Origin of the sequence: Enterobacter cloacae complex sp. SHL009 (assembly GCF_049237205.1) — a bacterium.
Classification (GTDB): Bacteria; Pseudomonadota; Gammaproteobacteria; order Enterobacterales; family Enterobacteriaceae; genus Enterobacter; species Enterobacter cloacae_M.
Window position 1 is genome coordinate 1,127,934 of the sequence record NZ_JBMKIW010000001.1, and the last position, 18,033, is coordinate 1,145,966.

Below are 18,033 nucleotides of genomic sequence, written 5' to 3' on the forward strand. Positions count from 1 at the left end.
TGATGAGAACTGCTTTATAAAACTACGTCAGATATTTATTTGGACTCAAAACCAGAGGGTGATTAACGCACGGCGCAGACGACAAGGCAAGCAGTTTTATGCGTAAAATTCATAAAAATACAATTTTTATACCTCACGCGAGGTATATCAGATGGTTAAAGCATGAGTTTTAAGCCAACTGTTATGGTTAAAAATCACTTTTCTGCGTCTGATAGTCCGAACGTTGCCCCTATACCATAACAGCACACCGTTTGACATTGAGGCTGTGCATGTTTGGTTTAGATGCTTTTCACCTTGCACGGATACAGTTTGCCTTTACCGTATCCTTTCACATTATTTTCCCGGCGATCACCATCGGCCTGGCAAGCTATCTTGCCGTACTCGAAGGGCTGTGGCTGAAAACCAAAAATCCGGTCTGGCGCTCGCTGTACCATTTCTGGTCAAAGATTTTTGCCGTCAACTTTGGCATGGGCGTGGTCTCCGGGCTGGTGATGGCCTACCAGTTCGGCACCAACTGGAGCGGATTTTCACAGTTTGCGGGCAGCATTACCGGCCCGCTGCTGACGTATGAAGTGCTGACCGCCTTCTTCCTCGAAGCCGGGTTCCTCGGCGTGATGCTGTTCGGCTGGAACAAAGTCGGGCCGGGACTGCACTTCTTCTCCACCTGCATGGTGGCGTTGGGCACAATTATTTCCACCTTCTGGATCCTCTCGTCGAACAGTTGGATGCAGACCCCGCAGGGCTATGAGATCGTCAACGGTCAGGTCGTGCCGGTGGACTGGTTCGCCGTGGTGTTTAACCCCTCCTTCCCTTACCGCCTGCTGCATATGTCGATAGCCGCATTCCTGAGCAGCGCCCTGTTTGTGGGCGCATCCGCGGCATGGCATCTGCTGCGCGGTAATAATACCCCTGCCATACGGGCAATGTTTTCGATGGCGCTGTGGATGACGCTGATTGTCGCCCCCATCCAGGCCATGGTTGGCGATATGCACGGGTTGAACACCTTAAAGCACCAGCCCGCCAAGATTGCCGCCATTGAAGGCCACTGGGAAAATCCGCCGGGTGAGCCAACCCCGCTACTGCTGTTTGGCTGGCCGGATATGGAACAGGAGCGCACCCGCTTTGGGCTGGAGATCCCGGCGCTGGGGAGTCTTATCCTGACGCACAGTCTGGATAAACAGGTTCCGGCCCTCAAAGAGTTTCCGAAGGAAGACCGTCCGAATTCCGCCATCGTCTTCTGGTCATTCCGCATTATGGCGGGCCTGGGCATGCTGATGCTGCTGCTCGGGGTAACGGCACTCTGGCTGCGCTACAAAAAACGCGTGTATTCGTCGCGCCCCTTCCTGTGGTTTGCGCTGCTGATGGGGCCAACCGGGCTGATTGCCATCCTGGCCGGGTGGATCACCACCGAAGTGGGCCGCCAGCCGTGGGTGGTCTACGGACTCCAGCGAACGAAGGATGCGGTATCTGCCCACGGTGACCTGCATATGAGCGTGAGCCTGCTGGCCTTCTTCGTCGTCTATACCTCGGTATTCGGCGTGGGTTACAGCTATATGGTGCGCCTCATCCGAAAAGGCCCGCAGCCGCATGAATCTTTCGCCACCGAGTCCGACGGACGTCCGGCGCGCCCGCTTTCTGCCGTCACAACTGAACATAAGGAGCAGCCATAATGGGTATCGATCTTTCCATTATCTGGTTTGTCATCATCGTCTTCGCCACGCTGATGTATATCGTGATGGACGGTTTTGATCTGGGGATCGGTATTCTGTTCCCGGCCACGCAGAACGCCGACGATCGCGACGTGATGGTCAACAGCGTCGCGCCGGTCTGGGACGGAAATGAAACCTGGCTGGTGCTTGGCGGTGCCGCCCTGTTCGGCGCATTCCCGCTGGCCTATGCGGTGATCGTTGATGCCCTCACCATTCCGCTAACATTAATGCTGATCGGACTTATTTTCCGCGGGGTGGCATTTGAGTTTCGCTTTAAAGCCACGCCGGCCCACCGCCCCTTCTGGGATAAGGCGTTTATAGGCGGTTCCATTCTGGCAACGTTCACCCAGGGCGTGACGGTAGGCGCCGTTATTAACGGCTTTACCGTCACCGGCCGGGCCTATACCGGCGGCCCCTTTGACTGGTTTACCGCGTTTAACCTGTTTTGCGGCGCGGGGCTGGTGGTGGCTTATGCGCTGTTAGGCTCTACCTGGCTGGTGATGAAAAGCGAAAACGCGCTGCAGGAGCGGATGCGTGAAGTGTCGAAAACGCTGTTAATCGTGCTGCTGGCGTTTATTGCGGCGATCAGCCTCTGGACGCCGCTGGCGCAACCGGCCATCGCTGCGCGCTGGTTCACGCTGCCGAATCTGTTTTACCTGCTGCCGGTCCCTGCTCTGGTGGTGATTTTTAGCCTGTACCAGTGGCGCTGCCTGAATAATCCCGCCAGCCATAGCCGTCCGTTTATCCTGACGCTGGGGCTGATATTCCTCGGCTTTAGCGGGCTTGGGATCAGCATCTGGCCGCATATTATTCCACCGTCGATCACCCTGTGGCAGGCCGCCGCCCCGACGCAAAGCCAGGGCTTTATGCTGGTGGGCGCGCTGTTGATCATTCCCGTTATTCTGGTCTACACCTTCTGGAGCTACTACGTGTTTCGCGGCAAAGTTCAGCATGGGGAGGGTTATCACTGATGCAACAACCGGTCTGGAAAAGATTACTGTGGCTGGCCATTATCTGGGGCGGCAGCGTACTGGCGCTGGCTGCTGTCAGTATGCTCTTCCGCATGCTGATGACGGCGGCAGGATTTAAATCGCATTAACGTTATTCCGGGCAACCGCTGCGTTGCGCGGTACTTCTCCCCGCACTTTCAGATAAACCCCATTAACGCACGGCAGAGTATCGTTACACTGGAAAAAGATTCACGGTATTTATAGTTTGAGAAGAAAAATGAAAAAGCTCATTGCGTTAAGCGTTATTAGTCTTGTCCTTACCGGCTGCGTTAATCCGGGTAAAGCCTCCGTACAGCCGGAGCAACTTAAAAACCACCGCTTTGTGCTGGAAAACGTAAACGGTAAGGCCGTGAAGACCGCGACAACGCAACCTGAGATCGGTTTTAGCGCGCTGCCAGATATCAGTCTGGTGAATAACATCAGCGTTTCCGGCCAGATGTGTAACCGCTTCAACGGACAGGGGAAATTGTCCGAAGGCGAGCTTAAGGTTAAAACGCTCGCCATGACGCGCAAGCTCTGTACCGAGCCGCAGCTGAATGAGCTGGATCAGGCCATCGGCGACATGCTGCGCAAAGGGGCGCAGGTCGACCTGACTGAGGACCAGTTAACGCTGGCGACAGCCGATAAAACGCTGATGTTTAAGCGTGTAGAATAATCAGTAGTTACCGCAGCTTCCAACGGCAAGCGACTGTTCGCTACAGCGTTTGCCGTTTGGCAAGGCGCACATCCCAATAGCAGAACCATCAAGCTGGCGGGCGACAGACAGCGAACCGCCAATCATCGCGCAGTTGGCCTGACCTGAACTGGACATTGCCGCTTTCATTCCCGGCGCCACGTGGGCTGCCGTTGCCTGCTGGACTGGCTCACTGCTACATGCCGACAACAATAACGCGGCACACCCTACCCAAAATGCTGAACGCATGCTCTCTCCCCCATGAATAATGCGAAACCTATGCATAATAGGCATCACATCCCGTGTCGTCGAGAGCGGAAGTGCGTATTTATGCGCTTCCGAAACAATTTCTCGCAATTTTTTCGCCAAAAGTTTGATCTACTCATTGATGGCAAGAATACCAAGGACACAAAAGCGAAAATCGTAAAATCCCCCGTTTGCTAGAATACACAGATAATATTCAGGGTTTGTTGCCGTAATACAGACCCCTATTTTTTGCGCAATGTAAGGGTGTTGTCCTATGCAAACTATTGACGGTAATGGTGCAGTTGCCTCAGTCGCGTTTCGCACCAGTGAAGTTATCGCCATCTACCCGATTACGCCAAGTTCTACCATGGCCGAGCAGGCGGATGCATGGGCGGGTAACGGGTTAAAAAACGTCTGGGGCGATGTCCCGAGAGTGGTTGAGATGCAGTCCGAAGCCGGTGCGATTGCCACGGTACACGGCGCCCTTCAGACCGGCGCGCTTTCCACGTCGTTTACCTCCTCACAGGGATTGCTGTTAATGATCCCTACGCTTTACAAACTCGCCGGTCAGCTGACGCCATTTGTTCTGCACGTTGCCGCGCGTACCGTTGCCACCCACGCGCTCTCTATCTTTGGCGACCACTCCGACGTGATGGCCGTGCGCCAGACCGGCTGCGCGATGCTGTGCGCCAGCAGCGTTCAGGAAGCCCAGGACTTTGCCTTAATTTCGCATATCGCCACGCTCAAAAGCCGCGTGCCGTTTATTCACTTCTTTGATGGTTTCCGCACCTCTCACGAAATTAATAAAATCGTCCCGCTGGCTGACGATACTATCCTGAATCTGCTACCGCAGGCGGAAATCGACGCGCATCGCGCCCGGGCTCTTAATCCTGAACACCCGGTTATTCGCGGGACATCGGCGAACCCGGATACCTATTTCCAGTCCCGCGAGGCCACGAACCCCTGGTACAACGCGGTTTACGACCATGTTGAACAGGCAATGAATGACTTTGCCGCCGCAACCGGCCGGGAGTACAAACCGTTTGAGTACTACGGACATCCGCAGGCGGAACGGGTGATTGTGCTGATGGGGTCAGCCATTGGTACCTGTGAAGAGGTGGTTGACGAGCTGCTGACGCGCGGCGAAAAAGTTGGCGTGCTTAAGGTGCGTCTCTATCGTCCGTTCTCGGCTAAACATCTGCTTTCGGCTCTCCCTGAAAGCGCCCGCGCTGTGGCGGTGCTCGACCGTACCAAAGAGCCGGGCGCGCAGGCGGAACCCCTCTATCTGGACGTAATGACCGCCCTGGCAGAAGCCTTTAATCAGGGCGAACGTGAAACGCTGCCGCGCGTTATCGGGGGGCGCTATGGTTTGTCCTCCAAGGAGTTTGGGCCGGACTGCGTGCTGGCGGTATTCAACGAGTTAAGCGAAGCGAAACCCAAGCCGCGCTTTACCGTCGGCATTTATGATGATGTGACCAACCTGTCCCTGTCGCTGCCGGAAAATACCCTGCCCTCGACCGCCAAACTTGAGGCGCTGTTCTATGGTCTGGGCAGCGACGGCAGCGTCTCCGCGACCAAAAACAACATCAAAATTATCGGCAACTCAACGCCATGGTACGCCCAGGGGTACTTCGTTTACGACTCCAAAAAAGCAGGCGGCCTGACCGTTTCCCACCTGCGCGTGAGCGAGCAGCCCATCCGCTCCGCGTATCTTATTTCTCAGGCTGATTTTGTTGGCTGCCACCAGCTGCAGTTTATCGATAAATACCAGATGGCCGAGCGCCTGAAGCCCGGCGGTATTTTCCTCCTCAATACGCCGTACGGCGCAGACGAAGTCTGGGGGCGCCTGCCGCAGGAAGTTCAGGCGGTGCTGAACCAGAAAAAAGCCCGTTTCTACGTGGTCAACGCCGCAAAAATTGCCCGCGAATGTGGCCTGGCTGCGCGTATTAATACCGTTATGCAGATGGCCTTCTTCCATCTGACCAACATCCTGCCGGGCGACAGCGCGCTGGCGGAACTGCAGGGCGCGATTGCCAAAAGCTACAGCAGCAAGGGCCAGGAGCTGGTCGAACGCAACTGGCAGGCGCTGGCGCTGGCACGCGAATCGTTGTTTGAGGTTCCGCTGCAGCCGGTGAATGCGACAAGCCCGAACCGCCCTCCGGTGGTGTCCGATGCGGCGCCTGATTTCGTGAAGACCGTGACGGCGGCGATGCTGGCCGGTCTGGGCGATGCCCTGCCCGTCTCTGCGCTACCGCCGGATGGTACCTGGCCGATGGGCACCACGCGCTGGGAAAAACGCAACATTGCCGAAGCGATCCCCATCTGGAAAGAAGAGCTGTGTACCCAGTGCAACCACTGCGTTGCGGCCTGCCCGCACTCTGCCATTCGAGCCAAAGTGGTATCACCGGAAGAGATGGAAGCCGCGCCGGCCAGCCTGCATTCGCTGGATGTGAAATCTCGCGATATGCGCGGACAGAAATACGTTCTGCAGGTCGCCCCGGAAGATTGCACCGGCTGTAACCTGTGCGTCGAGGTCTGTCCGGCGAAAGACAGGCAGGATCCGAAGATCAAAGCCATCAATATGATGTCGCGTCTGGAGCACGTTGAAGAGGAGAAGGTCAACTATGACTTCTTCCTGAATTTGCCGGAAATCGATCGCAGCAAACTGGAACGTATTGATATTCGTACGTCACAGCTGATTACGCCGCTGTTTGAGTACTCTGGCGCCTGCTCCGGCTGCGGTGAAACGCCGTATATCAAGCTGCTTACCCAGCTGTACGGTGATCGGATGCTGATTGCCAACGCTACCGGCTGTTCGTCCATCTACGGGGGCAATTTGCCTTCCACGCCGTACACCACCGACGCGAATGGGCGCGGTCCGGCGTGGGCAAACTCGCTGTTCGAGGATAACGCCGAATTCGGCCTGGGCTTCCGCCTGACAGTCGACCAGCACCGCGCGCGCGTGATGCGCCTGCTGGAGCAGTTTGCCGGACAGATCCCCGCGGAGCTCAATGACGCGCTTCACGCGGACGCGACGCCAGAAGAACGTCGTGAGCAGGTTGCTGAGCTGCGCCGCGCGCTGCAGGGCGTGACGGGGGCTGAACAGCTGCTGACCGACGCTGACGCCCTGGTCGAAAAATCAATCTGGCTGATTGGCGGCGACGGCTGGGCTTACGATATCGGCTTTGGCGGGCTCGATCACGTGTTGAGCCTGACCGAAAACGTCAACATCCTGGTTCTGGATACGCAGTGTTATTCCAATACCGGCGGCCAGGCGTCGAAAGCGACGCCGTTAGGCGCGGTAACGAAATTCGGTGAACACGGTAAACGCAAGGCGCGCAAAGATCTCGGCGTGAGCATGATGATGTACGGTCACGTTTACGTCGCGCAAATCTCGCTGGGTGCCCAGCTTAACCAGACGGTGAAAGCGATTCAGGAAGCGGAAGCGTATCCTGGCCCGTCGCTGATCATTGCCTACAGCCCTTGTGAAGAGCATGGCTACGATCTGGCCCTCAGCCACGACCAGATGCGTCAGCTGACAGCGACCGGCTTCTGGCCGCTGTACCGGTTCGACCCGCGTCGTGCTGACGAGGGTAAATTACCGCTGGCGCTGGATTCGCGTCCGCCTTCGGACGCACTGGCCGAGACGTTAATGCAGGAACAGCGCTTCCGTCGCCTTAACGCCCAGCAGCCGGAAGTGGCTGAACAGCTCTGGAAAGATGCCGCTGCTGATCTGCAAAAACGCTATGACTTCCTGGCGCAGATGGCGGGTAAAGCCGAAAAACCGACCAGCGACTAGTTACCCTGCCCGGCTTGTCCGGGCATTTTTTTGCCATAAAAAAAGCCCGGCGTATTCACACCGGGCGAATCCAGATAATAATTGAATATCTATTTAGTTTCCTTAATAGCATTCACGTTAATTATGGATGAATCATCTTACAGGCATATAACGCCGGCTAGATTAGCTTAATTAACGCCTGATTTATAATTTAAATTTAATATAATTAATTTCAAATCATTCATCAAACCAATGATCATTTCTGCCGATTTATTCGGTTTAGATTTTACTTAGTTCGTAACAATTATATTTTATTACTCTTACACGGGAGTGATTTAGCATGAGACAACTTTCTCATTTTGAAAGTTCAACAGGTAATTAAATAAAAACAACTGCAAAGGAATATCACAATGCAAAGAAAAGTACTGGCTCTGATGATTCCGGCTCTGTTAATGGCTGGTTCTGCACATGCAGCAGAAATTTATAATAAAGACGGTAACAAATTAGATCTGTACGGAAAAGTAGATGGTCTGCACTATTTCTCCGACGATAAAGGCGCTGACGGGGATCAAACCTATATGCGTCTGGGCTTTAAGGGCGAAACCCAGATCAACGATATGATGACCGGCTACGCGCAGTGGGAATACAACATTCAGGCTAATAATACGGAAGGGTCTGATAATCAGTCCTGGACGCGTCTTGCCTTCGCCGGTGTCAAAGTGGGCGACTACGGCTCCTTCGATTACGGTCGTAACTACGGCGTGCTGTACGACGTGGAAGGCTGGACCGATATGCTGCCTGAGTTCGGTGGCGACTCCTACACCAAAGCCGACAACTTCATGACCGGCCGCGCCAACGGTGTGGCAACCTACCGTAACACCGACTTCTATGGTCTGGTGCAGGGCCTGAACTTTGCGCTGCAGTACCAGGGCAAAAATGAAGACGCCAGCAACAACCAGGAAGGCACCAACAACGGTCGCGACACGCGTCACGAGAACGGTGATGGCTTTGGTATCTCCACAACCTATGACTTCGGCATGGGAATTACTGCAGGGGCCGCGTATACCTCTTCTGACCGCACCAACGAGCAGGTCATGAATACCACAGCGGGTGGAGACAAGGCGGATGCCTGGACGGCGGGCCTGAAGTATGACGCCAATAACATCTATCTGGCGGCAATGTATTCTGAAACCCGCAATATGACACCGTATGGTGATAATACCGACGCCGTGGCGAACAAAACCCAGAACGTCGAAGTGACCGCGCAGTACCAGTTCGACTTCGGCCTGCGTCCGTCCGTTTCCTACCTGCAGTCGAAAGGTAAGGACCTGGGCAACGGCCAGGGCGACCAGGATCTGGTTAAATACGCTGACGTAGGGGTCACCTATTACTTCAACAAAAACATGTCCACCTACGTTGATTACAAAATCAACCTGCTGGATGAAGATGACAGCTTCTACAAAGACAACGGCATCAGCACCGATGATGTTGTAGCGTTAGGCCTGGTTTACCAGTTCTGATGGTCAGAGCCCGCATAATCATGCGGGCTCGCTTGTTTTTTGAAGTTCGTCACAATAGACAGCTTAAGAAAGGGGTTGGTTGAGGGAAAGTTGAAAGTAAGCTGGTTAAACTGTGGTGATAGCCCTTTTATCACTAAGGATAACAACGTTGTTTGGTCGTGTATCCCTTGCCGTACTTACCCTTTTAGCATTGCTGTGGATGGCGTTAATTTTTGATTTTGGTGATATCGTCGGGCATCTCGGCGCGCTGTTAAACCATCTGGATGGCAGTTAACAGGGTTGCCTGGGAAATAAAAAGCCACCAGCAGTGCCGGTGGCGGGTAAACGCGTATGTCGCGTTATTTTTTCACAGGTTGAGGCTTTTTATCACCTGATTCAGGGGCCTCACGCGGATCGTCTTTTTCAACACAGAGCATAGTTTCTCCTGTTTCAGTTACCCACTGCCTACTATAGCCGGAGGAGTAAAAGAGTGGCCAGGCGGCAATCATGCCTGCTCTTCACCTTTCTCGCGAAAAGAAAGATATCCAAATACCCCACTTTCCCCATCCATGGGATGGTTAACGCCGTCCATCACCTTCACCTCTGGAAAATCAAAAGGTGAAACGTTTTCAAAACAGGCGACATTAACGCCATATTCGTTTGGGTTAGAACGTCGCTGATGGAACGTGTAAATCCCGCACACCGAGCAGAAGAAATGCCGTGCAGTTCCCGTGTTAAAGCGGTACTCGGTGAGCTTATCTTCACCTTTGGTCACCTTAATGCCTGACAACGGCGCAGAAACGACGACCGCGCCCCGCATACGACAAAAGGAACAGCTGCAGCGCCGGGCGGTGTTCAGCCCATCGGTAAGTTCAACGGTGAACGCCACAGCGCCGCAATGGCACGTCGCATTTCGTCTTTCAGACATGGGCTATACCCCTTTTCTCACCAGCTCGGCAGCCTTAACGAAAACCTCATCTTCTACGCCATCGCCTTTTTGCCTGCCGAGCCTGACCAGTTCATCGACAATGCTGTTGCGATGGATCGGTTTTTGCGCTGAAACCAGCCCAATAACGGCGGCCCCAATCGCCAGCCCCACTAATCCGGTTTGTTCATCTTTGTTTTTCATATTCATGCTCCTGGTACAACAAACAAGCGTAGCAGGAATACGGTAAAACGAAATGCCGGACAGATGCTCTGTGAATGTTATTTAAACAGTTCAGAGAGGTACAACTTCCAGAATCGACAGATACGAACGGGTGTCTATTATTTTGTTCAGCTTCAGATTGGTCTGTTCAAACAAGGCCTGATACTCAGACTCTGTTCGTGCTCGTCCTCCATCAAAGCTTGTTAACAGAAGAAGGTCAATTTCAAATCGTCCCTGTTCATTATTTTCTTTTTTAATAAGCGGTTCAAAAATTAATAAGCGGGAGTTATCTTTCATTGCATTTCTGCAGCACTGAAGTATCTGTACCGCCTTCTCATCAGGCCAGTCCATGAGGATATACTTAAGCAGATAAATGTCCGCTGCAGGACAGGCTTCAAAAAAGCTCCCATTAACGGTTTCCCATCGACGATTATCATTTAACAGGTGCAGTCGATTTCGCTCAAGCACATCTTTTTGATCAAAAAGGATCCCCGTCAGGGTCGGATTTCGACGTAAAACAGCCAGCAATAAGTTACCCAGCCCGCCGGCGATATCGGCAACCACGGCGTTTTGCGGGAACGAATAGCTATCTGCGATGACTTCATTTTCTACGGATGACATAGAGGCCATACCCGCATGAAAAACGTTGTTGTCAGTCATCGTGTCGTCATGCTGCCAGTATTCGTAAAAAGGCTTGCCAAACAAATCATTAAAAACAGGTTTGCCGTGCAATATCTCATCCATTTTAGCCGCTGGCTGCCAGAATGTTGGGTCTGTCAGCATGAGCACCGCCGCACGCAAGGAAAATTCATGCTCAGAACAGAGGAATTGCGCTGAATGGCTAAGACTGTATTCAGCTTCAGATAATTCGTTGAAAACGCCACGAGAGGACAATAAGCGCATGATTCGATGAAGATAGTTAACGTCTACATTCAACTCCTTCGCCAGTTGCTTGACGGATTTTTTCCTTCAACCAGACGATCTGCGACGCCTAATACCGCGACGGCTCGAAGTGCTGCCTGCCAGACAAAACCCATGCTTTGCTCTAACAGACACATTCCTTCTTTACGGCTTAGTAAATCCAGACTATTACGTTGCGACATTTTCTGCTCCTTACCAGTAAAAATGTGTTGAACAACTAAAACGCCGCTAACAAGCGTAAGTCTGGTAATGAGCTTTATCCATAACGTCAGAAAGGATTATTTATACAGTTTTGTACCGTTTAGCATACAGTCCGTTTAAATACGTAAAAAACCAAGGCCACTTACCTTTAATATTTAATAGTAATGCATTACAACTATTAACTTAAAAATGATTGCGTTACATCCTAAAAAAATGCCTGTCGTAATACAGGCATTTCATAGTTAGAATCTCGGCGCCAGTCCGTATTTTGGTGTTTTGATATTTGCCGCCCAAATTTTGATATCGTTTTGCAGGAGAATAGTGAAATCAGATCTCAGGTGCATCACCATGCCATTGACGCTTTCCGCGTCCACCACTGAAAAATGTTCAATTCTGTTCTGTCCTACCTGAACACAATAATATTTGGCGGGCAGTACTTTACCGTTCACATTAAGCGGCAGATTATTCTCACCACAGCGGCCTTCAGTAATATATGACACCAGTAAATTAGCGGATTTTCTCCCTGGCTGGGAGACGCTCACCATGACAGGGAAACCTTCCGATGTCTGTGTCATATCATAAAGGACCGCATTTTTTATATACCAGGTATTATATTCCCGCTCCTGAAAAGCAGACCAGGAAGGCGCAGAAAAGAGCACCAGCACTGCAAGGATAAGAGATTCTATTTTCATGGGATGTTGTCGTCCGTGTTGTTGCACGTATTATTCAGATTGTGCAAAAAACAGCAACCACTTAAGAATAGTCCTACTACTATTGGCAGTGATGAAGGAATGAATTAAAGATATGCCTTACCGTCAACGGTCCCTGCCAACGCTCATAAAAGAGAATAAGAAGAAAAATGATAAACGGCCGCCATCATGGCGATGCTGACGACGACGCTGATGAAAAAGTAGCTTTTGAAGGGCTGCTTTTGGGTTTTATGGCGAAAGAGCTGTTGGCCGACAATGGCGCCAGGCCAGCCACCCGTCACGCCAAATACCAGCAATGTCGCTTCCGGAACCCTGCGCATCCCCTTCCGCGCCGCCATTTTATCGGCGCCATACATGACCAACGTCATCGCGTTGATCGCCAGAAACCACATGAACAGAGGATGGGTGGTAAGAAGGCTGCCGATCGCAGCGAAAATCAGAAGTAAATAACAAAAGCGATTAAGGGTCATAGCACCAGTCACGGGGTGTTTACAGTTTGGATAACGCATTATACGCTAGCTGACGAAAATCTCAGAGTGAGACGGCTATTCTAAAAGCAAACTGCGCCCCGGGCCTTTACTGGTTAACATTTAAACAGCGGTAATAAGTAAGCATTATTTCATTTTGCTTTAGCGGCCAGCATTTTTTTCTTAAAAAATTAACCTGAAACATCTTACGTCGAAAACACAGCGTAAGCGCATTGTTTTAACAAAACAACAAGTATTGCATCCATTAATCTAAAGAGGGGTGCGACAATATTGATTAGAATCAAATTAAACGTTAGGCAGCTAATATTCAAGTTCGCCCATCCGCTTCATATTTTCAAAAACAATGTTGAAAACAATTAATTTGACCATTCGGTCAATGCATAACAAAATATTGCCGTGGTTAAAGCAATAATGCTCTACATTTTTTGGGGGATGATGTCCCCCCTTTTTATTTTCTCAGAAACAACTAAACAAACATTATTCCACCCTGATCTTAACTTTTGGCTTCGACAAGAGAACTTTGACCAGTTCCTTGAAAGGAAGAGGTTTGTAAAAGAAATACCCCTGTAAAAACCGGATGTGATTGCGTGTGAGGTAATCGAGCTGCTCTTCTGTTTCAACGCCTTCCGCCACGATGCTAATTGAGAGTTTTTTGGCCAACTCCAGTACCGAATCAAGGATTAGCGTTGAGTCCTCATTCGCGTTAACCCTGGCAACAAAGCTCTGGTCGATTTTAATGTAATCAATATGCAGATCCTGCAGATAGGACAAGCCGGAATAACCCGTACCAAAGTCATCCAGCGCAATGGCAAATCCATTGTTATGTAACTCATTCAATGTATTAACGAGATGTGCATCAATGTCGAGTGGTTCACGCTCCGTCACTTCAACGACAAGGTTAAGATCCTGTTGAGTAAAGCTGCGCTTGTAGTGGAGACACTCTTCAACAAAGGTGGACGCAACGATATGAGAAGCGCTGAAGTTAATCCCTACGTGAAACCCTTCAGGCAGCAATGTCGCAATAGCATTCATGTGTATTGCAACCTGCCTCATTAAGCTCTGAGTCAAAGGAATAATTAAACCGGATTTCTCAGCAAGAGGAATGAAGGATGCGGGAGAAATAAACCCTGATTGAGGATGCTTCCATCTGGCCAGCACTTCCACACCCCGTAAGGTTCCCTCTTTGCCGCTCACAACGGGTTGGTAATACGGAATAATTTCATTTCTGTAAATGGCGATGCGCAGTGACTCTTCGGGTGAGACATCCTTAGAAATATAGCGTTGAAGAATATAAGCAGAGAGAGACGATATTATCAGCAGGAATAGCACCACGCCTCCGGCTCGATTGAATAATCTCTTAAGGCTAAAAAGAGGTGGAGAGTTAAATTGAACCGAGAATGGATAACCAGAGGCTTTTACCGTTAATACCTGTTTCTTCGTAGGGTCTGCCGTCGTAACATCGCCTGTCAGGCCTAAAAGGTTATTGCCTACTCTCAGGGAATATTCAACGCCATTTAATGGCATATCCAGCGCATCACGGATATGGCTATCGCTGATGCTAACGATGATTCGGCTTCCGGCGTGAATTGTCTGGTATAAGAGAACCGGAAGACCGTTGACGGTACTGGCCGAAGGGACGAGGAGCAGTGATGACTCAGGCAGGATTGAGCTGTTGACCAACAATACGCGGTTTCCCGGTAACGAGGAGCACCAGACCGCATCATTTTTCAGAATAACGATCGTTCTCAGGTGAGGCTGTAATGCCGCCTCGGTGCCCAGCCGATATTGCCCTTCAGCATCACACTCATTCTCGGCAAGTTGCATTGCCATCTCAGTCGCATGACGAGCTTCTTTAAGAATCACATTCATGTTCCGCACGACGTAGTGCGCCTCTGCCAGGCTATCAGCCCGTGCAGAATACCAGACCTGTAAATTAATGATAAAAACGCCGAGCAAAAACATTGTCGTGGCTGCAGCTACGGGGATAGATGCATGGCGCATTTAGGGTTCTCGATTTAAGTGAAGTAGCCGCTTCAACGATGCTGAAGTGATTGAATTGTCATTGTCTTAAGCATGGTCGATAACGTAATAATTACCATGTCAGGTGTCAGAAATGTTCTCGCTAACCAGATTGAGGGGAAACAAAAGGCCGCCGAACGGCAGCCCTGGTGGATAAGTGTCTATTAATATCGCTTTATTGTATTGATCGGGGTTCTTTCTGACCAGTCTGGCCGCTCGCCGGCCATGATTGCACGCTGTTGCGTTGGCGTCACAGACTGGGTTATTTCAGGCATTGACTTGTATTCGGGTTGTTTAGGTGGAATGAGAACCAGATCGGAGCTACAGCCTGACAGCAGGAAAATAGCCAGTAGAGATGAGCTAAGCTTGAACACGTTAAACCCTTCCAATGGGATAAAATTTTAAGAAAAAGCGTGGTGCTGAACATACATAGCCTAATCCAAATATATTCACAAGATCAATGCGCACAACCCTTTTTCCGGCCCCGGACTCGCAGAGGCGAACATCAAGCCGACGACTTTTTATCGAAAATTGACAGCAGATTCAACGTGACCGGAAATGCGCCGCGAAAGCCATCTGGATGGCTAAAATAACGTTTGCTTATCAACTCAGTCCGTGCCTTAATGATTAAGTTGGTTCGATGTAATACCGAATACAATATTTTACCACGCAGTCCTCATAACCAGGCGCTATCGCTGATATCCCCTCCTTTTGAGTCCATACGTTTTAGTCATTTCTTATCATTTAAAGTGTCTTTAAAGGAGTATTTATGCCTTCACGAATTCAAGGTCTGGTTAAGTGGTTTAATGAAGATAAAGGCTTTGGCTTTATCTCCCCCCTTGATGGCAGTAAAGATGTTCTTGTTCGTTTCTCTGCCCTGCAGGGAGAAAGGTTTAATACACTATTTGAAGGTCAGAAAGTCGAATTTGCGATTCTAAGCGGCGATAAAGGCCCTTCTGCTGCAAATGTAATTCTTTTAGATAGATAAGTTTATCAATGGCCCGTGATTACCAACAAGGTTTCCTGAGTAAACGGGCCCTGGATTATATGACTGTTATTGATAGCAACAGTCAGCATATTTTCTTAACGAGTACGCTCACCAATGTGATGAAGTGCAGAACTGCTGCATGAATGGTCTAAAACTCAAAGTTAACTCATTTTGTCAACAACTTTGGTTTAGAATCGTTGGGTAGATTTAAACAAAATGTGGCAGTACGGGCAGACAAGTTGAGCGCCCTTTTGCACGCGATTAAAACTATGCTCTGAATCTTTAGAGCAATTTGGGCATGAACATTTGACTAAATGATTTCGATGGGATTGTGTTTTTTTACGTCCAGACATAGGCATCTCCTGATTTTACGGACTGCCACCATACACTTTAAAGCTAAACAATGCTTGCTTTAGTTTTGGAAAGATCTCAAAAACACAGGGTGGTTTATGAAGAATGTAATCGTTTTTTTCAATGGGAAACCAGGTAAAGTTGTCACAGTGCAACAAGCAACTACGTCCGTAAGACAAGAATATCCGGACGGTGAAGAAATACACCTTCAGATTATGTCTGCCGGTTTCCCGTCTTTAACCGGCGATCGCAACTTTGTATACGTTGCCTCTGATAGAGAACTCACCTCTCAGAAGATACTTGATGCCGCAAAAATCCATTTGTAATCAGCATTTCCGGCTTGTTCTCTGTACTTCACAAAAGGAAAGATAAAACCTCAGTAAAATCACCAGTATTTTCAGTGAGCGTTTTTAGGCTTTATCTATTGAATTAAAAAAACAAAAATGCCTTACTATTAAAGCCTGCTAAATGCAGGCGTTTTTTTATAAAACCTGCAAATATAACCCTCTCATCTTTATTTAAACAATACTGACTAAAACTCGACACTTCTTTTCATTAAGATTTTGCTTTTTGCAGGAACTAATGCAAAAGAAATGAGTCAAATGAAGACCCTTACCAGAAAAGATTATTTTATGACATCTTATATTGTAGTAACCACTGTTGCCGTTGTGATGGGATTGATAACGTTGAGTCTGATTAAAGTTTGGATTAGCACATCGAACAATCCTGACAATCTGTGACCTTATCGCAAGCCGCTTAAAGCGAGGCCACTTCCGTTTCTGGTAAATCAATGATAACCAGTGTACCAAAACTGCCTGTTTCTACAGTATGGGGAGTGCCAGCTTTAGCGATATAGAGCTGTCCAGCCGTTACAGAGATTTTTTTACCTTTCACGCCCAGCTCCAGACGTCCATCAATGACCAGTAACCCCTCGTCATACTCATGTACCTCTTCAATCACTGAGCGTTCATCCATTTGTAAAACTTTAAGATTTGCAGTTCCAATGCGGCCCAATACACGAGAGTGCCAGGTCTCCGGTAAGGCAAGTGCTTCTGTTTTGAGGTCATAAAGCGACATAAAGTCATTCCTTTTTATGTTCATTTAACGCTCTTATGCCATATAAGTTCCCCTCGGTCATATAACAAATATGGAAAACTAACACGAGTAAAATGCTATATGAGGTCCTTAAATCACACCGCACGCTAACGGCGTTGCTGCGCCAGTTATAACCCCGCAGTAAAACGTGCTGGCATTCGCCGCCGGAATCCGTACCATACGCGGCATACAATGTTTGCCCCTGCTGGCTCCGAAGGTAGTACTAAATGCAAGAGAATCAAGAGATTAACAAAAAAGAGCAATACAACCTGAATAAACTGCAAAAGCGACTGCGCCGTAACGTGGGCGAAGCCATTGCAGACTTCAACATGATTGAAGAAGGTGACCGCATCATGGTCTGCCTGTCAGGGGGTAAAGACAGCTATACCATGCTGGAGATCCTGCGTAATCTTCAGCAAAGCGCACCGGTGAAATTTTCCCTGGTGGCGGTCAACCTTGACCAGAAACAGCCGGGCTTCCCGGAGCACATTCTGCCGGAATACCTCGAGAAGCTGGGCGTTGAGTATAAAATCGTCGAAGAAAATACCTACGGTATTGTGAAAGAGAAAATCCCGGAAGGGAAAACCACCTGCTCACTCTGCTCTCGCCTGCGCCGCGGCATTTTGTATCGTACCGCGACGGAGCTGGGCGCGACCAAAATTGCGCTGGGCCATCACCGCGACGATATCCTGCAAACGCTGTTCCTCAACATGTTCTACGGTGGCAAGATGAAAGGCATGCCGCCTAAGCTGATGAGCGATGACGGCAAGCACATTGTGATCCGCCCTCTCGCCTACTGCCGCGAAAAAGACATTGAGCGTTTTTCTCAGGCTAAAGGTTTCCCGATCATTCCATGTAACCTGTGCGGTTCTCAGCCGAACCTGCAGCGTCAGGTAATTGGCGACATGCTGCGCGACTGGGATAAGCGTTATCCGGGTCGTATCGAAACCATGTTCAGCGCGATGCAGAACGTCGTCCCTTCCCATCTCGCGGATGTGGAGCTGTTCGACTTTAAAGGCATCAACCACGAGTCAGAAATTGTGAACGGCGGGGACCTGGCGTTTGATCGGGAAGATATTCCCATGCAGCCAGCGGGCTGGCAGCCGGAAGAAGATGACAATCAGTTTGAAGAGCTGCGTCTGAACGTGCTTGAAGTGAAGTAAGCGATTAGCGTCTCAGAACACCTTCTGAGACGCTT

The 18,033-nt window shown here is 50.0% G+C and carries 22 protein-coding genes and 1 pseudogene; 12 read left to right on the forward strand and 11 right to left on the reverse strand.

Features of this window, described 5'->3' with window-relative positions; genetic code table 11:
- The first annotated feature begins 269 nt into the window (after nt 1-269).
- The 4 genes from ACOTZC_RS05520 to hslJ all read left to right on the forward strand — a co-directional run bounded on the left by ACOTZC_RS05520 (nt 270) and on the right by hslJ (nt 3,374).
- Complete coding sequence (locus ACOTZC_RS05520) at nt 270-1,670, forward strand: cytochrome ubiquinol oxidase subunit I (protein ID WP_421635644.1); 1,401 nt, start codon at nt 270-272, stop codon at nt 1,668-1,670.
- Nucleotides 1,670-2,680 (forward strand): cytochrome d ubiquinol oxidase subunit II, encoded by a 1,011-nt coding sequence (gene cydB / locus ACOTZC_RS05525; RefSeq protein ID WP_033145694.1) that lies wholly within the window; start codon nt 1,670-1,672, stop codon nt 2,678-2,680. The genes ACOTZC_RS05520 and cydB overlap by 1 nt, the downstream gene beginning before the upstream one ends.
- Complete coding sequence (locus tag ACOTZC_RS05530) at nt 2,680-2,808, forward strand: DUF2474 domain-containing protein (protein WP_008501283.1); 129 nt, start codon at nt 2,680-2,682, stop codon at nt 2,806-2,808. Before cydB ends, ACOTZC_RS05530 begins: the two co-directional genes overlap by 1 nt.
- Before the next feature lie 128 nt (nt 2,809-2,936).
- On the forward strand, nt 2,937-3,374 hold the full coding sequence (gene hslJ, locus ACOTZC_RS05535) for a heat shock protein HslJ (RefSeq protein WP_045400079.1): 438 nt from the start codon (nt 2,937-2,939) through the stop codon (nt 3,372-3,374).
- Here the strand turns inward: hslJ and ACOTZC_RS05540 are convergent, their stop codons facing one another.
- Nucleotides 3,375-3,641 carry a DUF333 domain-containing protein gene (locus ACOTZC_RS05540; protein WP_023312003.1) on the reverse strand — a complete coding sequence of 89 codons (267 nt, stop codon included), beginning with the start codon at nt 3,639-3,641 and terminating at the stop codon, nt 3,375-3,377.
- 271 nt (nt 3,642-3,912) lie between these two features.
- Between ACOTZC_RS05540 and nifJ the strand changes: the two genes are divergently transcribed.
- The 3 genes from nifJ (at nt 3,913) to ACOTZC_RS05555 (ending at nt 9,210) form a co-directional block, all read left to right on the forward strand.
- Nucleotides 3,913-7,437 carry a pyruvate:ferredoxin (flavodoxin) oxidoreductase gene (gene nifJ, locus ACOTZC_RS05545; protein ID WP_248162412.1) on the forward strand — a complete coding sequence of 1,175 codons (3,525 nt, stop codon included), beginning with the start codon at nt 3,913-3,915 and terminating at the stop codon, nt 7,435-7,437.
- Between the two features lie 389 nt (nt 7,438-7,826).
- Nucleotides 7,827-8,936 carry a porin OmpC gene (gene ompC, locus ACOTZC_RS05550; RefSeq protein WP_045400085.1) on the forward strand — a complete coding sequence of 370 codons (1,110 nt, stop codon included), beginning with the start codon at nt 7,827-7,829 and terminating at the stop codon, nt 8,934-8,936.
- Between the two features lie 148 nt (nt 8,937-9,084).
- Nucleotides 9,085-9,210 carry a hypothetical protein gene (locus ACOTZC_RS05555; protein WP_255319991.1) on the forward strand — a complete coding sequence of 42 codons (126 nt, stop codon included), beginning with the start codon at nt 9,085-9,087 and terminating at the stop codon, nt 9,208-9,210.
- Between the two features lie 64 nt (nt 9,211-9,274).
- Here ACOTZC_RS05555 and ACOTZC_RS05560 read toward each other — a convergent pair whose 3' ends face one another.
- The 8 genes from ACOTZC_RS05560 to ACOTZC_RS05595 all read right to left on the reverse strand — a co-directional run bounded on the left by ACOTZC_RS05560 (nt 9,275) and on the right by ACOTZC_RS05595 (nt 14,383).
- Entirely contained in the window at nt 9,275-9,352 is a 78-nt protein-coding gene (locus tag ACOTZC_RS05560; RefSeq protein WP_223239581.1) for a hypothetical protein, read from the reverse strand.
- A gap of 68 nt (nt 9,353-9,420) precedes the next feature.
- Entirely contained in the window at nt 9,421-9,843 is a 423-nt protein-coding gene (locus tag ACOTZC_RS05565; protein WP_248162413.1) for a GFA family protein, read from the reverse strand.
- Nucleotides 9,844-9,846: 3 nt separating this feature from the next.
- A complete protein-coding gene (locus ACOTZC_RS05570) occupies nt 9,847-10,044 on the reverse strand; it encodes a hypothetical protein (protein ID WP_023312007.1) in 198 nt (65 codons plus the stop codon).
- 90 nt (nt 10,045-10,134) lie between these two features.
- The gene (locus ACOTZC_RS05575) at nt 10,135-10,998 is read right to left on the reverse strand and encodes a methyltransferase (RefSeq protein ID WP_421635645.1); all 864 of its coding nucleotides are present in this window, start codon (nt 10,996-10,998) and stop codon (nt 10,135-10,137) included.
- Nucleotides 10,995-11,165, reverse strand: a complete 171-nt coding sequence (locus ACOTZC_RS05580) for a hypothetical protein (RefSeq protein WP_421635646.1) — start codon at nt 11,163-11,165, stop codon at nt 10,995-10,997. Before ACOTZC_RS05580 ends, ACOTZC_RS05575 begins: the two co-directional genes overlap by 4 nt.
- Nucleotides 11,166-11,426: 261 nt before the next feature.
- Nucleotides 11,427-11,876 (reverse strand): hypothetical protein, encoded by a 450-nt coding sequence (locus ACOTZC_RS05585; RefSeq protein ID WP_063408853.1) that lies wholly within the window; start codon nt 11,874-11,876, stop codon nt 11,427-11,429.
- Nucleotides 11,877-12,019: 143 nt separating this feature from the next.
- A complete protein-coding gene (locus ACOTZC_RS05590; protein WP_213751261.1) occupies nt 12,020-12,364 on the reverse strand; it encodes a DUF1294 domain-containing protein in 345 nt (114 codons plus the stop codon).
- A 495-nt stretch (nt 12,365-12,859) separates the two neighbouring features.
- Nucleotides 12,860-14,383, reverse strand: a complete 1,524-nt coding sequence (locus tag ACOTZC_RS05595) for an EAL domain-containing protein (protein WP_045400091.1) — start codon at nt 14,381-14,383, stop codon at nt 12,860-12,862.
- Nucleotides 14,384-15,170: 787 nt separating this feature from the next.
- On the opposite strand from ACOTZC_RS05595, the gene ACOTZC_RS05600 reads away from it, so the two are divergent.
- Nucleotides 15,171-15,389, forward strand: coding sequence for a cold shock domain-containing protein (locus tag ACOTZC_RS05600; protein WP_023312012.1), 219 nt, complete (start codon nt 15,171-15,173; stop codon nt 15,387-15,389).
- 188 nt (nt 15,390-15,577) lie between these two features.
- On the opposite strand, the gene ACOTZC_RS05605 is transcribed toward ACOTZC_RS05600, so the two are convergent.
- A complete protein-coding gene (locus ACOTZC_RS05605) occupies nt 15,578-15,748 on the reverse strand; it encodes a YnfU family zinc-binding protein (protein ID WP_421635647.1) in 171 nt (56 codons plus the stop codon).
- Between the two features lie 90 nt (nt 15,749-15,838).
- On the opposite strand from ACOTZC_RS05605, the gene ACOTZC_RS05610 reads away from it, so the two are divergent.
- Both ACOTZC_RS05610 and ACOTZC_RS05615 read left to right on the forward strand, forming a co-directional pair.
- A complete protein-coding gene (locus ACOTZC_RS05610; RefSeq protein ID WP_047174835.1) occupies nt 15,839-16,066 on the forward strand; it encodes a hypothetical protein in 228 nt (75 codons plus the stop codon).
- A 306-nt stretch (nt 16,067-16,372) separates the two neighbouring features.
- On the forward strand, nt 16,373-16,480 hold the full coding sequence (locus tag ACOTZC_RS05615) for a YnaM/YnfT family protein (protein WP_353511636.1): 108 nt from the start codon (nt 16,373-16,375) through the stop codon (nt 16,478-16,480).
- A gap of 16 nt (nt 16,481-16,496) precedes the next feature.
- On the opposite strand, the gene ACOTZC_RS05620 is transcribed toward ACOTZC_RS05615, so the two are convergent.
- Nucleotides 16,497-16,817 carry a cupin domain-containing protein gene (locus ACOTZC_RS05620; RefSeq protein ID WP_126303410.1) on the reverse strand — a complete coding sequence of 107 codons (321 nt, stop codon included), beginning with the start codon at nt 16,815-16,817 and terminating at the stop codon, nt 16,497-16,499.
- A gap of 141 nt (nt 16,818-16,958) precedes the next feature.
- On the opposite strand from ACOTZC_RS05620, the pseudogene ACOTZC_RS05625 reads away from it, so the two are divergent.
- Nucleotides 16,959-17,027, forward strand: a pseudogene (locus tag ACOTZC_RS05625) (hypothetical protein); the annotation flags it as partial.
- A gap of 35 nt (nt 17,028-17,062) precedes the next feature.
- Nucleotides 17,063-17,998, forward strand: coding sequence for a tRNA 2-thiocytidine(32) synthetase TtcA (ttcA, locus tag ACOTZC_RS05630; protein WP_045400097.1), 936 nt, complete (start codon nt 17,063-17,065; stop codon nt 17,996-17,998).
- Nucleotides 17,999-18,033 lie beyond the last annotated feature (35 nt).

Coding starts and splice junctions, on each gene's coding strand:
- ACOTZC_RS05620 (WP_126303410.1), bottom strand. CDS start 16,817: ATGTCGCTTTATGACCTCAAAACAGAAGCACTTGCCTTACCGGAGACC.
- ACOTZC_RS05605 (WP_421635647.1), bottom strand. CDS start 15,748: ATGCCTATGTCTGGACGTAAAAAAACACAATCCCATCGAAATCATTTA.
- ACOTZC_RS05540 (WP_023312003.1), bottom strand. CDS start 3,641: ATGCGTTCAGCATTTTGGGTAGGGTGTGCCGCGTTATTGTTGTCGGCA.
- ACOTZC_RS05530 (WP_008501283.1), top strand. CDS start 2,680: ATGCAACAACCGGTCTGGAAAAGATTACTGTGGCTGGCCATTATCTGG.
- ACOTZC_RS05585 (WP_063408853.1), bottom strand. CDS start 11,876: ATGAAAATAGAATCTCTTATCCTTGCAGTGCTGGTGCTCTTTTCTGCG.
- ACOTZC_RS05520 (WP_421635644.1), top strand. CDS start 270: ATGTTTGGTTTAGATGCTTTTCACCTTGCACGGATACAGTTTGCCTTT.
- nifJ (WP_248162412.1), top strand. CDS start 3,913: ATGCAAACTATTGACGGTAATGGTGCAGTTGCCTCAGTCGCGTTTCGC.
- ACOTZC_RS05560 (WP_223239581.1), bottom strand. CDS start 9,352: ATGCTCTGTGTTGAAAAAGACGATCCGCGTGAGGCCCCTGAATCAGGT.
- ACOTZC_RS05570 (WP_023312007.1), bottom strand. CDS start 10,044: ATGAAAAACAAAGATGAACAAACCGGATTAGTGGGGCTGGCGATTGGG.
- ACOTZC_RS05595 (WP_045400091.1), bottom strand. CDS start 14,383: ATGCGCCATGCATCTATCCCCGTAGCTGCAGCCACGACAATGTTTTTG.
- ACOTZC_RS05565 (WP_248162413.1), bottom strand. CDS start 9,843: ATGTCTGAAAGACGAAATGCGACGTGCCATTGCGGCGCTGTGGCGTTC.
- hslJ (WP_045400079.1), top strand. CDS start 2,937: ATGAAAAAGCTCATTGCGTTAAGCGTTATTAGTCTTGTCCTTACCGGC.
- ACOTZC_RS05590 (WP_213751261.1), bottom strand. CDS start 12,364: ATGACCCTTAATCGCTTTTGTTATTTACTTCTGATTTTCGCTGCGATC.
- ACOTZC_RS05610 (WP_047174835.1), top strand. CDS start 15,839: ATGAAGAATGTAATCGTTTTTTTCAATGGGAAACCAGGTAAAGTTGTC.
- ompC (WP_045400085.1), top strand. CDS start 7,827: ATGCAAAGAAAAGTACTGGCTCTGATGATTCCGGCTCTGTTAATGGCT.
- ttcA (WP_045400097.1), top strand. CDS start 17,063: ATGCAAGAGAATCAAGAGATTAACAAAAAAGAGCAATACAACCTGAAT.
- ACOTZC_RS05615 (WP_353511636.1), top strand. CDS start 16,373: ATGACATCTTATATTGTAGTAACCACTGTTGCCGTTGTGATGGGATTG.
- cydB (WP_033145694.1), top strand. CDS start 1,670: ATGGGTATCGATCTTTCCATTATCTGGTTTGTCATCATCGTCTTCGCC.
- ACOTZC_RS05600 (WP_023312012.1), top strand. CDS start 15,171: ATGCCTTCACGAATTCAAGGTCTGGTTAAGTGGTTTAATGAAGATAAA.
- ACOTZC_RS05580 (WP_421635646.1), bottom strand. CDS start 11,165: ATGTCGCAACGTAATAGTCTGGATTTACTAAGCCGTAAAGAAGGAATG.